The sequence below is a fragment of the Sanguibacteroides sp. AM78-02pH3A genome, from assembly GCF_027666085.1.
Taxonomy (GTDB): Bacteria; Bacteroidota; Bacteroidia; order Bacteroidales; family Marinifilaceae; genus Gabonibacter; species Gabonibacter massiliensis.
This window is the reverse complement of record NZ_JAQEHX010000005.1, coordinates 1-15801: the sequence shown is the minus strand read 5'-3', so window position 1 is coordinate 15801 and position 15801 is coordinate 1. Positions and strand designations below refer to the sequence as shown.

The window sequence follows — 15801 nt, the reverse complement described above, 5'->3', positions numbered from 1 at the left end:
CTTTTTTCTGTTTTCCTGCATGAAACAAAAGTAGCAAAAAAGAAGAGGGTATAAACTTATTTTTACCCTCTTCTTTTTTAATGATTGTTAAAAACAATTATTTTAGCATTTCGGCTATTTTTGCTTTTAATTCGTTGCCTCTTAGGTTTTTGGCTACAATTTTATTATTTGCATCCAACAATACGGTATGAGGTATTGCCGTTACTCCGTATAATTGCGCTACGGCCGATTGCCACCCTTTCAGATCGGAACCTTGGTACCAGGTCAAACCGTCGTCTTTGATCGCTTTTTCCCAGTTCGCTTTGTCATTATCTAAAGATACACCGATGATCTCGAGACCTTTCGGATGGAACTCTTTGTAAAGAGCAACCACATGAGGATTTTCTTGCCGACAGGGTCCGCACCAGGATGCCCAGAAATCGATTAATTTAACTTTCCCTTTGATGTCGTATAAGGAAATGGTTCCCCCTTCCGGAGTGTCGAGTGTGAAATTCGGGGCTATTTGTCCTATGGCAACGCTCTCTTGGCGGGCAATGTGTTGGGCGATTTTTTGTCCGGGAATCGTTGCTTTGGCGTTTTCTCCCAGTAACGCGTATTTCCCTTTTAATGCCTCTAACTCCATTTCTCCCATCATGGCGGCAACCATATGTGCCGATACGTAGGAGTCGGGGTTTGCTTTGATCAAAGAATCTTCTTTTGCCATCGCCTTTTCAACCAATTGGTTGTATACGTTGGCAATAGAGTCAGCCTTGGCCTGGTCCTGAGCTTGTTGAGCTTGCATGTAGCTTTGATTCAGTACCTGTTGTTGCTTGTATATTCCTAATTGAATGTCGTTGAATTCATTGTTTAGTTTTTGGGCGGCTCCACCTTTTACACTGGTTTCCATGGGGTTCATCGGATTTATTTTTACCGTGAACTTTTCATTTTCCAGAAAAATGGGTAATCCGCCTCTTTGACCTTGCACCGTTATAAATGCGGCGGTTATCCCTTTGACGTTGCCTTTGAATGTGAAATTACCATTTTTGATGTCGGAAGAGGCTAATGTATCTACCTTTCCGTTGTCTACGTTTACCATATAGGCCTTACCCTCTTTCAGACCTTCTATGTTTCCGGTTACCGTATAACCGCTTTGGTTATTACATGCTACAAGTGCTAAACCTGCTGCTGCAAAAGTGAATAAAATTTTTCTCATGTTTTGGGTTTTTCAATATAAACTTTTTAATTACTAATTAATTTTGCTTTTCATGAACCATATCTCCTTGAAAGCAATATTAATTCTTACTTTAGCATATTTCTCCAGAATTAAATTGTCAGAACGGGTCCCTCTCATACCGAAATCGAAGGCAACGCCTAACATTAACTCCTGTGTCCGAAGTCGAACCGGAATCTGAGATCCGACCGTGATCCCATAAGTATTGATGGAATGATCGTTCAAATCTATATGGGACCTTGTAAAATACGTACCAGCCATATATTTGTTACGTTGCCACCAATAACGTCCGGTTGCATCCGGTTGGAAATATCCCCCTAATGCAGCTTTATGGTAATTTTTATACACTCTTTCTCCGCCAAATTCTTGATATTGAGACATGTTTTGAAACGTATAGTCTCCGGAAATCAACCATCGTTTTTTATATTCGTAAGTTGTACCGATAATCATTTTGAAAGGATAATGAATATTCCCGTCTTCCCATTTTTCGTCGTTGATAGGAGTTTGAGCTCCGGTTGCCATACTGATTTTATAGGCTTCAAATGTTTTTTTCCCATGGAAATTGGTTCCGAAATTGAAACTGGTTCCTAAGGTCAGATTTGAATTTTTGTTTAATTGTAACGGCAGTTGGGCTCCCATCGTGAATAGTGCATCGAAAACATTGGTTTGGGTTCGGGTTTTTAGATAATATCCACTACCGACAGGTAATATTTGTAAAGTCTGACGTTCTTCTAATTTACCGAATATCAGAGAGGAGTTTACTCCGATGGAGAGCTTTCCGAATTGATAAGCCAAACCGAGATAGGCTTCGTTTAAACCTCCTTCTCCCTCTATGTGTTGAAGAAAACGCATGCTCGGATCGCCGATTACTTCGTTGTTATACAAAATATCGTATCCGATATCGCTTTTTTCATTGAAACCGAAAGACATGAATAATTTTTTGTATAGTCTGAAAGCCATGTTTATAGAGGCATTTTGAGCGACTTGATATTTGGAATGTTCCTTGTTTGTTGAAATATCAACATATTCTCCGCTGACCCCCAATTGAAAATAGAAACGGAGCGTATCCAAAGCCGTATAAGAAGCCGGATTCATAAAGTTGATATTGTAATTGTCCCGCATGGCAACGGACACGCCGCCCATGGCCGTGTAAGGACCGTAATTATCGGGAAAAAGGCCTAAGCCGTATTTGGAATACGGAGTACCTGAATTGTTTTGACCGAATGCGCTGATTGAACAAAGGAATATGACGATACTAAAAACTATTTTTCTCATAAAATTCATATTTGATAACTGCTTTATCATTTATATTGTGTATAATAGAGCCGTAAAACCGGAACTTCTTCCAGTACTACACGATTAAATGAGCTGCTGATATTTCCTTCCATTAGGTTTATTTTATCTTGCGAACGCAACGTACCGGGTAATCCTAACAATAGATGGATGTTTTGATCGATAGGAGGAACTCCGCTTACCAGACTGTTATAGTAATCCGTGATGTCTATGGTATATTTCCGATCGTTTACGTTCGTCGAATTTTGGTATAAGTATCCATAAACCTGTTGTCCGCTTCCGTTCAACAGAATCCCTTTTAACCCGTTTTCCCGGTCAGACACGAACACTCCCAATTGTTTGGCATCCGGTACCTTGGAATAGACGTTGAAATAGGGTTTTAATTCTATTTCGGCCCTGACGATGGTGCGATAGGAATCGATATTTTTGATAAAAGGCAAATTGAGCTTCAGCATGTATCCGTTCAGTCCTTGGACTACCCCCAATCCGCCTTTTACATACTGCAAAGAGTCGGTTTGGGTTACATGGGCCAATTCTTGCGGAGGATCGTTTTTGTAATTGGTAAAATTGTAATAACTGCCGGATGACCCTATTGTCGGAATATCAAACCAGTATTTGGTCTCTCCGAAATGATAGTAACAACGTAAATACAGGTTGGCCGAAGTGGCGTCAATGGATATCAGGTTGCTGTTATCTTTATCGGGAACAATGGATAGGCCTTTGAAGTAGCGTAAGAAATCCAGTCCATTGCTAAAGACGGTATCTCTTGCCCGCATAAGGTCAAAGAGTTTTTTCCCCAATTCATCGTCTACTTTAAAATAAGCTCTCGACAGATACTCCTTTTGCGGATAAATTTTTAAAGTGGAGATAGGTTCGCTTGCCCGGGGAAGTGAATCCGTGTTATAGAAAAAAGGATTAAGGTAATCAAATTCAGGAAATTCTGTTAGCCTATATAGATAATAGGTCTGGTGTTGACTCGTATCTCCGGCAATGACTTGATTGTATTTGAAATGCAGGGTCAAGGAGTCGTAAACATATTCCCTCTCAAAATTCAGGTTTTTTTCATATCCCGTTTTAACCAGATGGAAATAAGGTGTCGCTGTCGTTCTGCCCGTGAAATCGTCTTTTATCGATCCCATGATCATGTAGGAAAGACTGGAAGTGGGAAAAGAGTCCAAACGTATGGTGGAAGTTTTGTCTATATTATATTTTCGCACTTCCACGTAGCCGGTATTCGGAATCAGATTTTCCCCGATGGTATTTAAATCATTGTCACAAGCATACAATACAATAAAGAAAAAGCCTATCAGAAAGAATATTCTCATGTTGTAGTTTTATTTTGAATTAACAGAATGCGAAGGTATAACTATTTTCTAAAAAACCGAAAGGAGCGATTGTATTTTATCGGAATAAAGTGTAAAAAAGAATAACAAGATATATTTCACCTGTTTTTTTATTGGATTTGTGGATAAAATGTGTAGTTTTGCCTATCCTTTTTGGGTAGAAAAGATAAAAGTATAATATAGAAAAGTTAGAAAATAACAATAAACAAATAGGTAAATAAATAAGTATGAGAACATTTAATTTTTTAGTTCTAGCTATTTTAGGTTTTTTCTTTGCATCCTGTGGATCAGATGACGACCATTTGGGTGACTGGGCAAAGGCTTCTCAGTTCGCGGGTTCCGATCGTTTGGGAGCTGTTTCTTTTGTAATTAACGATGTCGCATACGTGGGATTAGGATACGGTAATAATGATGCGGAGTATCAGGATTTTTGGAAATTCGATTACACGAGTGGTTCATGGACGAGGATTAACGATTTCCCGGGAGAGGCCCGTCATGCTGCCGTTGCTTTTGTTATCGGGAATAAAGCATATGTGGGTTCTGGTTACAGATCGAATACGAATACCACGACACTTAAATATTATGATGATTTTTGGGAGTTCGATCCGGTTGCTGACGGAGGAAAAGGAGCTTGGAGTCAAATAGATAATTTACCTGTTAAATGTCGCGATGCCGTTGCTTTTGCTAATGACAAATACGGTTATGTGGGTACGGGTCGTAATCGTGAAAATAATCAGGATCTCATCTACAAAGATTTTTATAAATTCGATCCGAAGGCCGGTGCCGGACAACAATGGAAGATTTTGGACGGGAAAAGTGGATTTATCGGAGATAAACGCTACGGTGCCTCTGCTTTCGTTGTAGGAGGTTATGCTTATGTTTGTTTAGGTACGGATGGTGCGGGTGTTTTGCGCGATATGAGTAAATTTGATTTCACAACGGAAACATGGACTCCGATGGGTGCTTTGACGAATAAGCCGGATGTAAAACAGGATAAGGATTATGATCGTATTCCTCGTGCTTATGCTATCACGTTTATTTCCGATAAGGGAAAAGACGGACAACCTTATGCTTATGTGGCTACGGGAATGGGAGGAACAGCTCCGAGAACTGTTTGGAGATACAATCATAACCGCGATCAATGGCATCAGATGGAAGACCTTTCTTATTATGCGGCTAATGTGACCATGGGTGTAGGGTTTGCCGTGGGCGGTTACGGATACTATACGACCGGCGGTAGTGGTACGGATGAATATGGCGTTCGTGTTTATGCTGCTACTTGGAAATTTATTCCCGATGTTAAGGAAGATAAGAGAAACGATTATTAATCGTAGGATTTTAATCATAAAGAAAAAGGGAGGCTTTGTGCTTCCCTTTTTTTTATTACCTTTAAGGCATGAAATAATAGACAACAGGAGCAGAAAAATGAAAAAGATTGTCTTCCTTATATTTTTTTGTTGGTGGGGATTGAGCCTATTTGCTCAATGGAATACGACAAATATGATGCGTATGGGGCAAAGTGCTATTTATTTTGACGATTACGTGAGTGCCATTGAAAATTTCAATAATATTATACGGGTAAAGCCTTATTTGTCCGAACCTTATTTTTTCCGGGGGTTGGCTAAGCTAAACCTGGAAGATTACGAAGGGGCCATTCAGGATTACACGAAGGCGATAGACCTGAATCCGAATTATTTTCATGCTTTTATGTACAGAGGTATAGCCTGGCATAACCTGAGAAGATACGAGCAGGCTCTGGAGGATTACAATACGGCTGTTTCTATAAATCCAGGAGATGCATACGTGTATGCCAATAGGGCCATAACAAAGGCTGATATGGGAGATTATAAAGGGGCGGAAAAAGATTATTCGAAAGCTTTGATTATTGACAATAAACTGTTGGCCGCTTATTTGAACCGGGCGATCATGCGGGATAAGCTCGAGGATGTGACCGGAGCCATCGCGGATTGTAATGCCGCGATCCGATTGAATATGTTTTCCGATGAAGCGTATGGGTTGAGGGGATATTTGAAATTTCAGCAGAAGAAATATCATGATGCCATAGAAGATTACAATCAGGCATTGAAGATAAATCCCCAAAATAAGAGAATATTGATGAGTCGGGCCTACGCTTGGTATGAAATGAAAAAATACAAAGAGACGTTGGATGATTATACCACCGTGATTCAGATCGATAGTACTTATGCCTACGCGTACTATAATCGGGCTTTGTTAAGGGCAGAGGTGGGGGATTACAACCGCGCTATTGAAGATTTCGATCAGGTGTTGAAGATGAATCCGGATAATATTCTGATCTATTTTAACCGGGGATTGTTGAAAATGGAGATAAAGGATTTAGACGGCGCTTATTATGACTTTACGGAGAGTATTTCGCTTTATCCCGATTTTGTAAAAGCTTATCAAGCTCGTTCCATGGTAAGTTCACGGAAACACGATTACGCGGAGGCCGAGAAGGATCAGTACAAGGCGGCAGAGATTTTGGATCGTTATAAAAAGATGAAAGACGGGGATCGGAATGCTTTGGTCGATACGACGGAGAATTTCAGAAGACTGATAGACATCAATTCCCGTACGGACAGGATAAAAGATGTCATCAACGGTCGTTTGCAGGATAAGGAGGTGATTATAAGATTGCAGGATGTATTTCTGGTACAATACCTGGATATAGATACCTTGAGGAAAGGTAAGGTCCAGTATTTCAATAAGCATATTATGACTTATAATCAGTCTCATAATTATAATCCGGCATTGACTATATCCGATAAAAAGTTTCATTTCCCGTCAGAATTTTTAGATAATCAGATACGAGTTTTGTCGGAGAGGATAGGACGGGATAAAGATGATATAGAAGCCCTTTTGTTAAGGGGAGGTTTTTACTTGGAACTCGGAAGATATACCGATGCGATAGAGGATTTCAAGGCGATTTTGGTACGAGATCCGAATCATTTGTTTGCCCGGTTAAATTTGGCCGGAGCCCGGATGAAGATGTATGATTACATCGAGTCCGTGGAAGAGAAAACCTCCCGGGTCGTAGGGGAGGATAAAAAGGTCGTGCGGGTTGTCGATTATTCCACGGTATTAGATGATTACAACAAATGTTTGGAGATCGATCCCGATTTCGTATTCGCGATGTTTAATATTGCTAACGTTTACGCGAAGAGCGGGAAAGTGGATGAGGCTATCGATTTGTATACCCAATTATTGGAAAAGGATAAAGATATTGCCGAAGCCTATTACAATAGAGGGTTGTTGTATATTTACAAGGGGAATAAAGCTCAGGCCAATGCTGATCTCAGTAAAGCGGGTGAATTGGGAATTACGGACTCTTACAATATTATTAAACGTTATTGTTCCGTGGAGCAGGATCGTTAATCAGAAATTTCGGATTCTCCATTCTTTAGGGTAATAATTGTTGATTCGGTTTCCTACTTCTTTTACCCATCCTAAGGGGGTAGAGAGGTAGGATATCAGGATCCATTCTCCTTGAGGAGCCTCGAACCGCAGCTCTTCTTTTTTCAGGTATCGAATCGCTGTCTGTAAATCTACCTCTTGTATCCGTATATTATTTTTCGCCAGAACGGGAGATAGGGCCAAGGCATGTGTCGGTTTGTTTTTTCCTTTTATGACTTCGCCTAATTCGCACCCTTTGTACAATAGGTCGACTTTAGAGGATAATTGTTGAATAAAATCCGCATGTTCCCGGGGGATAATCCCTATCGTGTCTCCTTTCTGATAGGCATAGTAAAGATCGGGATTCCGCAGGTAGATGTTGAATTCTTTGGGCAGGCCGATCTCTTTGTTTTTATTGTTCCGTTTTTCTTTTTTGATTTGGAATCTTTCCCCGTTGTTTTTTTGCATTACGCCTATAAAAAATCCTTCTCCTCGCGTGTGATGGGGATAAAAACGATAGCCGTGGGCAGAAGATTTTGCTTTCGTGATCTTTTCGAAGGGATGTCGTATCTCGATGGAGGTGGCATCGTAATGGGTTAAAAGCCATTCTAATATTTTCTCATTTTCTCCCGGATTATAGGTACATGTGCTGTAAATCAGATATCCCCCGGGTGCTAAGGCGTTCCAGATGTCCGATAGAATCCGTTTTTGCCTTTCTTCGCATAGACGTAAGTTGTTTTCGCTCCACTCTTCGATGGCTTTAGGGTCTTTCCGAAACATACCTTCGCCCGAACAGGGGGCATCTACCAGAATAAGATCGAAGGCTCCGGTGAAAGAGGAAAATTGTTGCGGATCGCTTTGGGTAATAACCGTATGGTCGTTACCCCATTTGATCATGTTTTCTTTTAGGATTACGGCTCTGGATTTAATGACTTCATTTGAAACCAATAAGGAACCCTGGGGAAGTTTTGCGGCTAACAGGGTGGATTTTCCTCCGGGGGCGGCACATAAATCCAAAACCCTCAATGGGATATGGCCCGTAATTTGTTGAAGGACTGTTTGGAGAAACATGGAAGAGGCTTCTTGCACGTAATAAACTCCCCCGTGTAAAAACGGGTCTAAAGTAAACAGGGGTCTCTCTTTCAGGTAAAATGCATTGTTACACCAGGGAACCGGGGTGTCGATCAGGTTTTGGAAGGGGGGCAGGGGCGTTTGTTTGTGAGGATTCAATCGAATGGAAACAGGAGACGCGTTATTTAATGCTTCGAAAAAATCCGACGCTTCTTGTCCGAGAATTTGACTCATGCGTTCGCTGAAAAGAGTTGGTAATTGCATCATACAAGTGTAGATTAAACAGACAAAATTAATGAATTATTTGTGATATGTTTTACCTTTGCCGTATTGCTGATGATAAATTTAAATGAAAAATAGATGATAAGAGTTCGGGAGAATTATAATTTGAAAGCGCACAATACGTTTAGCATGGATGCGACCTGTAAGTATTTCGTGGAAAGTGATCGGGAAAAAGAGCTTTCAGAGTTTGTAACGGATTACGAGTTGAACCCGGAAGAAATTATCATTTTAGGCGGCGGAAGTAATTTTTTGTTTACGACGGATTTTCCGGGAGTTGTTTTTTATCCGCTAATGGAGGGATATACTATACTGCGGGAAGATGAACATGAGGTAATCGTTCAGGTCGGAAGCGGTGTCGTGTGGGATGATTTTGTGGCTTGGACGGTTGAACGCGGGTATTACGGGATAGAAAATTTGTCGTTGATTCCCGGGCATGTCGGGGCTACTCCGGTTCAGAATATAGGGGCTTATGGAGTCGAGGTGAAAGAGGTTATATCTGGGGTACGGGCAATTGACCTGCAGACGGGGAAGGTTGTTGGCTTCCATGCCGATCAATGTCGTTTCGGATACCGGGATTCCATTTTTAAACATGAATGGAAAAATCGGTTTATCATTACGTATGTTACTTTTTGTCTCTCCAAGCGACCTCGTTTTAATTTGAATTACGGGAGCATCCGGGAGGAGGTCGATCGATTGGGCGGGGTATCGTTAGCAAATGTACGACAGGCTGTGATACGCGTTCGTAATACTAAATTACCCGATGTGAAGGTATGGCCCAACGCGGGAAGTTTTTTTAAAAATCCCGTGGTGCCTAAGGAACTGTCGGATACTCTTTCGAAAAGTTACCCGCAACTTCCCTTGTATCCCGTGGATGAAGAGTGGGTAAAGGTGGCTGCAGGCTGGCTGATTGAGGCTGCCGGATGGAAAGGGAAGGGTATCGGAAACGCCGGGGTTCATGATAAGCAAGCGTTGGTATTGATAAATAAAGGAGAGGCCAATGGAGTTGAAGTGGCCCATTTGGCTAACGAGATAAAAAAATCAGTTTTTTTGAAATTTGGTATTTGGTTAGAACCGGAGGTCAATATAATCTGAGATCCTGAACATGTGTATCTGATTTGTAATTAGTAAACCAAAGTTATATAAAATGTTGAAGCATACTGACGAGATAAAGATTTGCACGCATTACACCGATTTGAGGGAGAGGCTTTTCGTGAAAACGTTATGTGATTTGTTTAATGATATTGCTAACGAGCAGACGTTGTTGTTGAAATTTGACGTGGGGACTCTGAATGCTCGGGGGTTGACCTGGATGTTACATAAATTGCATATAGTGGTGTCGCGTATGCCGCAGAAAGATGATACCGTTATTTTGGAGACTTGGCCTTCCGGAATCGATCGTCTGTTTGCTCTTCGGGATTTTCAAATGATGACGACGGAAGGTGAGGTCTTGTTAAGGGCGACCTCGGAATGGATGGTTATCGATCTGGCTCGCCGTCGTCCCGTGCGTTTGCCGGAAGTGGTAATTGAAGCGGCTAGATCTTGTGAAGGCCTTGAAAGAAAACTTGGTTTTGATTTGAACACCAAAGAAGTTCCTTTCGAGTACGAATCGGGACGCCATTTCGTGGCTACTTATGATAACATTGACTTTAATAAGCATGTGACGCAGGCTACTTATGTCGGATGGGTGACCAATTCGTTGCCTTTTGATTTTTTGAAAAATCACGAATTAAGAGAGTTAGAGATCGTGTACGAGCATGAGATTATGCCTGATAGTGAGATATATTCTTGCCAACAACGGGTTGCGGAGAAGGAAGGCGAAACCGTTATTTTTCACCGGGTGATGAATGAAACTCGTGAAAAGACGCATTGTGTGGCAAAAACCGTTTGGTGCGAGGTGAAGTAAGATATAAGGTATATTTTGGGGTTCGGCTCGGATTCTTGCGTATTTTTTGGGGGATATCTTTCTTTTTTTTGGAGAAAAAAAATATCTTTGCAGCGTTAAATGCCCAAGTGGTGAAATTGGTATACACGCTACTTTGAGGTGGTAGTGGCCGTTCGGCTGTGCAAGTTCGAGTCTTGTCTTGGGCACAAATCCTGCTAATGTGATGATTGGCAGGATTTTTATTTTGGATGGGAAGGTTTTGGATTATGGGCGATTTGCTTTACTTTTGCATTCATACCGGAGAATGAAAAGGATATGCGCTTTGTTGTCGGTCGATGTTTTAATTTTGGGGAGGTATATTATCGGTAAGCGGCGTAACCTGTGTTTGGATTACCGTAGAAGTAAAGCGGGGAGTAATAACGAATAAAGTTTATGGAAGAACAGTTGGAATCTCTTTTTAAATCGTACGCGGGACATGCGGTAAAGAGCATGGAGGCCTTGCCTTTATCCGGTTCTGCAAGAAAATATTATCGTATGAAAGACGAGAGGTTTTCCTGTATCGGCGTGTATCATGAAAACTTGAGGGAAAACCGGTTGTTCGTTGAATTTTCCCGGAATTTTAAAGAAAAGGGATTGCATGTACCTGAAATATATCGGGTGTCGGAAGACGGAAAGTTCTATTTACAGGAAGATCTCGGAACGGATATGCTGTTGGATATCGTGGAGCGGGAACGGAAGGAAAAGGGATTGAGCGAACACACGATGGAATTGTATAGAAAGTCCTTGTCTGAATTATTGCGTTTTCAATGGATAGGGGGGAGAGGATTGGATTATTCGGCTTGTTTACCTCGTCCTGTTTTTGATGAGCGTTGTATTCGTTGGGATTTGAATTATTTTAAATATTGCTTTTTACGGTTGGCCGGAGTGGAAGCGGACGAGGAGAAATTGGAGAATGATTTTGACCGGTTGACAAAGCATTTGGCGGTAGTGGCAGCCGATTGTTTTATGTTCCGGGATTTCCAGTCACGAAATATCATGGTGTCGGATGATGATGTTTATTTTATCGATTACCAGGGTGGACGTCAGGGAGCATTGCATTATGATGTGGCTTCTTTATTGTATGATGCCGTGGTGAAGATGCCGGAAGAGCAAAAAAATGAATTGCTGGATTATTATATCCGGCGATTATCTACTTATAGTAAAGAGCGGGCGAAGATATTTCGTAAGGCTTATTATCATTTCGTGTTGATACGTCTTTTGCAGGCTATGGGGGCTTTCGGTTTGAGGGGTATACACGAAAGGAAACAACATTTTATCGATTCTATTATTCCCGGATTACGGGAAATTGTGGAGTTGTGCGGTTCAGGAAAACTGGAAAAAGAATATCCTGAAATTCTACGGGTCGTAGAGAGCGCTTTAAAAAATACTTCGTACCTTTGCACGCCGAAAGAGAATGAATAACTATTAAATAAAGTGTAAAATGAATAGTGTAGCTGAGCAGGTAGCTTCTCATTTATTGCAGATAAAAGCTATTAAATTGCAACCTTCTGACCCTTTTACCTGGGCTTCCGGCTGGAAATCGCCGATTTACTGTGATAACCGTAAGACTTTATCTTTTCCGGCAGTTCGTACCTATATCAGGGATCAATTCGTCGAATTAATTCGGAGTAAATATCCTCAAGTGGAGGTCATTGCCGGTGTCGCTACCGGAGCGATAGCACAAGGAGCATTAGTTGCTCAGGAGTTAGGCTTACCGTTTGTGTATGTCAGGTCTTCGGCTAAAAATCATGGATTGGAGAATTTGATTGAAGGGGACTGTAAGCCCGGACAGAAGGTAGTAGTGGTTGAGGACTTGATTTCAACAGGCGGCTCCAGCTTGCAAGCCGTGGAAGCTTTACGGAACGCTGGTTGTAACGTGCTGGGATTGACAGCTATTTTTACGTACGGTTTTCAGAAAGCGGAAGATAATTTTGCTGCTGCTCATTGTGCTTTGGATACGTTGAGTAATTATGGGGCGATGATCGATTTAGCCGTGAGAACGGGTTATGTTCATTCGAATGAGGTTGAAAAATTGAAAGAGTGGAGATTGAGTCCTGAAACCTATAAATAAATATTGTTTATGTCTACGAAGGTTGTAAGCGATGTTCAGAGAATTGAATGTACAATAGATAGGGTTTATAATTTTCTTTCCGACTTCAATCGGATAGGGACCATTATTAATATGGCCCGCCAGATGGGAGGGGAACAGATGGCTTCTATTTCGGATAAAATTGAAGATATTCGTACGACGGAGGATAGTTGTTCTTTCATAATCAAAGGTGTGGGGGAGATGGGAATGAAAATAGTGGAGCGGGAAGAGCCTAAACTCATAAAATTGGGAGGAGACGGACGTGTTCCTTTTGATTTTAGTATGTGGATTCAATTGTTGGAGAATGGACCTTACGACACCCGTATGCGGATCACTTTTGAGGCGGATTTGAATGTCGTGATGAAAATGATGCTGAAAGGAAAGCTGGAAAAAGGAATAAATCAACTGGCTGAAGGTTTGGCTAAAATACCATATGGATTATTACCATAAAAAAAGAGGCTTAAGCCTCTTTTTTTATTTTGATAAATCGTCGAAATCAATGTCATCGAAATCATTGCTTCTGTCTTGATGAGATTCCGGCAACTCGCCGTTCAGAGCCGCTTTGATATATGCTACAGCCTCATCCAGGCCTTCTGCAAATTTTTCAAAATCCTCTTTGTACAAGAAAATTTTATGTTTCTCGTAGTTTTGATTACCTTCTTTGTCAAATTTTTTCTTACTCTCGGTAATCGTTAAATAATAATCATTATTACGAGTAGCTTTTACATCGAAAAAATAGGTCCTTTTCCCTGCTCTCACTGGTTTTGAATAGATCTCTTCCCGATCATTCATTTCCATACCTTCATTTTTTTCGTATCCTTCCATGTTAAATTAAAGTTTAAATTTGAGTTTTCGTTTCAAATGTAGGAAAAAACAACATAAGAACATCTTTTTTTTTCAATATTTTTTATTTTGACAATCAGTAAGTTGTGTAAAATGAGCTGGTGCATGTGCTGGAAAGGTCAGTATTCAAGCTTAAAATGAAGGATTTGAACGTAACTTTTTCTTCGTTTTTTCGTAAAAAAATAATTTTGAAATTCGGTATTGGGAGGAAGAGCAACCGATTATATTGTTCTAAAAGGAATAAAAATATATCTTTGTCATTCGTAAACATTGAAAATTTTTAACGATGGAAACAGTAGTAAGCGGAATTAGACCTACGGGTAATTTGCATTTAGGAAACTATTTCGGTGCGGTAAAGAGTTTTATTCAGATGCAGAATGAATATAATTGTTTCTTTTTTATTGCCGATTGGCATTCGTTGACTACGCATCCTCGTCCGGACGATATCATGGGAAGTGTCCGAAAGATTTTAGCCGAATACTTAGCTTGTGGCATAGATCCGGAAAAATCGGCGATCTATGTTCAGAGTGACGTGAAGGAGATTTTGGAACTATACCTTTTCCTGAATATGAATGCTTATTTGGGTGAATTGGAGCGTACGACAACATTTAAGGAAAAAGCCCGGAAACAGCCTGATAACGTAAATGCCGGATTATTGACGTATCCGACGCTTATGGCCGCTGATATTATTATTCATAAAGCACATAAAGTACCGGTTGGTAAAGATCAGGAGCAGAATATGGAGATGGCTCGTAAATTTGCCCGGAGATTCAATACGATGTATGGCCGGGAGTTTTTTCCGGAACCGGCTTCATTTACCTTTTCCAAGGAAGCGGTGAAGATTCCCGGTTTGGATGGTTCGGGGAAAATGGGTAAATCCGAGGGTAACGCCATATACTTGATCGATGATGCCGCTACAATTCGTAAAAAAGTGATGAAAGCGGTAACCGATAGCGGGCCGACTGAACCTAATAGCATAAAGCCTGAGGTGATACAAAATTTATTTACTTTAATGGAAGTGGTTTCCGACAAAGATACTTATGCTTATTTCAATGATAAGTATAATGCTTGCGAGATTCGTTACGGGGATATGAAAAAGCAGTTAGCCGAGGATATTATTCAATTTTGTACCCCCATCCGAGAGCGGATTCTGGAATACTCGGCCGATCCGGTTTATTTGGATAAGATTGCGGCTATGGGAGCTGAAAAAGCAAGAACGAGTGCGGAGAAGACGATAAAGGAAGTTCGGGAAATCATCGGATTCCGTCCTTAAGGGTATTTTAATTCAGGTTTATTATGTACGAATATATTAAAGGAATACTGATAGAGGCTACTCCTGCCTATGTGGTTGTCGAATGTGGAGGAATCGGATATAATATTCATGTATCGTTGAATACTTATTCTAAGATCGCTTCGGAACGAGAGGTTTTGCTTTATATTCATCAAGTTATACGGGAAGATGTACATCTGTTTTATGGTTTTTTCACCAAAGAGGAGCGGAGTTTGTTTCGTTCTTTGATATCAGTTTCGGGGATTGGGGCGAATACGGCAAATGTCATGTTGAGCTCTATGAGTGTGGAAGAGATTACCGGGGCTATCGTAACCGAAAATGTAAATGCGATTAAGAGTGTGAAGGGAATAGGTATAAAAACGGCTCAAAGGGTAATTATCGAGTTAAAGGATAAAGTGGGTAAGGAGGGTGTGGTATTGGAAAATATGGGAGTATTGTCCAATACGATGAAAGAGGAGGCTTTAGCGGCTTTGGTGATGCTCGGTTTTGCACGTGCGCAGGTGGTAAAGACGTTGGATAAAATATGTGCTACCGGAAGTGTGAGCAGTGTGGAGGAGTTGATCAAATTAGCTTTAAAACAATTGTGAAAACCGGGGATAAGAAGATGACGGGAGCGGGAGATTTAGTGGTTAGACGATTTCGTGATTTGAGAATTTGCAATTTACTGTTGTTGTTTTTGCCCGAAAGTCGTTGAGAGATAGACGGAATAGTGATTTCGTTATTTTTTTGAAAAAATAAGGCGTAAAAATTTGGAAAGGGATAGATTCATTTTTTATCTTTGCACCCGCTTTCGAGAGAGAAAGAGTTCATGACGTTAGAAAGGAATGGTGGGAGGTGGAGTAGTCGTGAGAAGGTGAATGGTGGATGATTTTTCCGGCGGGGGAGAGTATGGAGAGTTGAAAAAAAACTTTTAAAAAAGTGGAGGAAAAATTTGGAAGTTGAAAATTAAGCCCTACTTTTGCACCCGCTTTCCGCGGGAAGATCGAGGGGAAGGGAGCTAAATAAGCAGACGAGTTCTTAAAGATATTGAAGTGACAAAAAGCGAGC

16 protein-coding genes and 1 tRNA gene are annotated in these 15801 nt (G+C 40.9%); 11 read left to right on the top strand and 6 right to left on the bottom strand.

What is annotated here, in order from left to right; translation table 11 throughout:
• Positions 1 to 97: 97 nt before the first annotated feature.
• The 3 genes from PGR74_RS08850 to PGR74_RS08840 are packed head-to-tail and all read right to left on the bottom strand — an operon-like array spanning position 98 to position 3828.
• The gene (locus tag PGR74_RS08850) at positions 98 to 1192 is read right to left on the bottom strand and encodes a TlpA disulfide reductase family protein (protein ID WP_041502932.1); all 1095 of its coding nucleotides are present in this window, start codon (positions 1190 to 1192) and stop codon (positions 98 to 100) included.
• Positions 1193 to 1225: 33 nt separating this feature from the next.
• Positions 1226 to 2485 carry a hypothetical protein gene (locus tag PGR74_RS08845; RefSeq protein WP_052634501.1) on the bottom strand — a complete coding sequence of 420 codons (1260 nt, stop codon included), beginning with the start codon at positions 2483 to 2485 and terminating at the stop codon, positions 1226 to 1228.
• A 26-nt stretch (positions 2486 to 2511) separates the two neighbouring features.
• A complete protein-coding gene (locus tag PGR74_RS08840; RefSeq protein WP_041502933.1) occupies positions 2512 to 3828 on the bottom strand; it encodes a DUF4270 family protein in 1317 nt (438 codons plus the stop codon).
• Between the two features lie 245 nt (positions 3829 to 4073).
• On the opposite strand from PGR74_RS08840, the gene PGR74_RS08835 reads away from it, so the two are divergent.
• Both PGR74_RS08835 and PGR74_RS08830 read left to right on the top strand, forming a co-directional pair.
• Positions 4074 to 5174, top strand: coding sequence for a Kelch repeat-containing protein (locus tag PGR74_RS08835; RefSeq protein ID WP_052634489.1), 1101 nt, complete (start codon positions 4074 to 4076; stop codon positions 5172 to 5174).
• Between the two features lie 97 nt (positions 5175 to 5271).
• On the top strand, positions 5272 to 7239 hold the full coding sequence (locus PGR74_RS08830; protein WP_041502978.1) for a tetratricopeptide repeat protein: 1968 nt from the start codon (positions 5272 to 5274) through the stop codon (positions 7237 to 7239).
• On the opposite strand, the gene PGR74_RS08825 is transcribed toward PGR74_RS08830, so the two are convergent.
• Positions 7240 to 8595: a methyltransferase RsmF C-terminal domain-like protein gene (locus tag PGR74_RS08825; RefSeq protein ID WP_052649338.1), complete on the bottom strand. Its 1356-nt coding sequence runs from the start codon at positions 8593 to 8595 to the stop codon at positions 7240 to 7242.
• A gap of 96 nt (positions 8596 to 8691) precedes the next feature.
• On the opposite strand from PGR74_RS08825, the gene murB reads away from it, so the two are divergent.
• The 7 genes from murB (at position 8692) to PGR74_RS08790 (ending at position 13070) form a co-directional block, all read left to right on the top strand.
• Positions 8692 to 9702: a UDP-N-acetylmuramate dehydrogenase gene (murB, locus tag PGR74_RS08820; protein WP_041502980.1), complete on the top strand. Its 1011-nt coding sequence runs from the start codon at positions 8692 to 8694 to the stop codon at positions 9700 to 9702.
• Between the two features lie 52 nt (positions 9703 to 9754).
• Complete coding sequence (locus PGR74_RS08815) at positions 9755 to 10513, top strand: acyl-[acyl-carrier-protein] thioesterase (RefSeq protein WP_041502934.1); 759 nt, start codon at positions 9755 to 9757, stop codon at positions 10511 to 10513.
• 101 nt (positions 10514 to 10614) lie between these two features.
• Positions 10615 to 10698: transfer RNA gene (locus tag PGR74_RS08810), tRNA-Leu, on the top strand.
• A 17-nt stretch (positions 10699 to 10715) separates the two neighbouring features.
• Entirely contained in the window at positions 10716 to 10919 is a 204-nt protein-coding gene (locus PGR74_RS08805) for a hypothetical protein (RefSeq protein WP_041504684.1), read from the top strand.
• Positions 10920 to 10924: 5 nt separating this feature from the next.
• Positions 10925 to 11953: an aminoglycoside phosphotransferase family protein gene (locus PGR74_RS08800; RefSeq protein WP_052634493.1), complete on the top strand. Its 1029-nt coding sequence runs from the start codon at positions 10925 to 10927 to the stop codon at positions 11951 to 11953.
• A gap of 19 nt (positions 11954 to 11972) precedes the next feature.
• Complete coding sequence (gene pyrE, locus PGR74_RS08795; protein ID WP_041502935.1) at positions 11973 to 12602, top strand: orotate phosphoribosyltransferase; 630 nt, start codon at positions 11973 to 11975, stop codon at positions 12600 to 12602.
• A gap of 9 nt (positions 12603 to 12611) precedes the next feature.
• Positions 12612 to 13070, top strand: a complete 459-nt coding sequence (locus PGR74_RS08790; protein WP_041502936.1) for an SRPBCC family protein — start codon at positions 12612 to 12614, stop codon at positions 13068 to 13070.
• A gap of 24 nt (positions 13071 to 13094) precedes the next feature.
• Here the strand turns inward: PGR74_RS08790 and PGR74_RS08785 are convergent, their stop codons facing one another.
• Positions 13095 to 13445 (bottom strand): DUF3276 family protein, encoded by a 351-nt coding sequence (locus PGR74_RS08785; RefSeq protein WP_041502937.1) that lies wholly within the window; start codon positions 13443 to 13445, stop codon positions 13095 to 13097.
• Positions 13446 to 13749: 304 nt separating this feature from the next.
• Here PGR74_RS08785 and trpS point away from each other — a divergent pair, with 304 nt between their 5' ends.
• Together trpS and ruvA are read left to right on the top strand one after the other, a co-directional pair.
• On the top strand, positions 13750 to 14736 hold the full coding sequence (gene trpS, locus PGR74_RS08780) for a tryptophan--tRNA ligase (protein WP_041502938.1): 987 nt from the start codon (positions 13750 to 13752) through the stop codon (positions 14734 to 14736).
• Between the two features lie 23 nt (positions 14737 to 14759).
• Positions 14760 to 15341, top strand: coding sequence for a Holliday junction branch migration protein RuvA (gene ruvA, locus PGR74_RS08775; protein WP_041502939.1), 582 nt, complete (start codon positions 14760 to 14762; stop codon positions 15339 to 15341).
• Between the two features lie 219 nt (positions 15342 to 15560).
• Here the strand turns inward: ruvA and PGR74_RS08770 are convergent.
• The coding region (locus PGR74_RS08770) for a hypothetical protein (RefSeq protein WP_270516922.1) at positions 15561 to 15801 on the bottom strand (241 nt) is incomplete at its 5' end.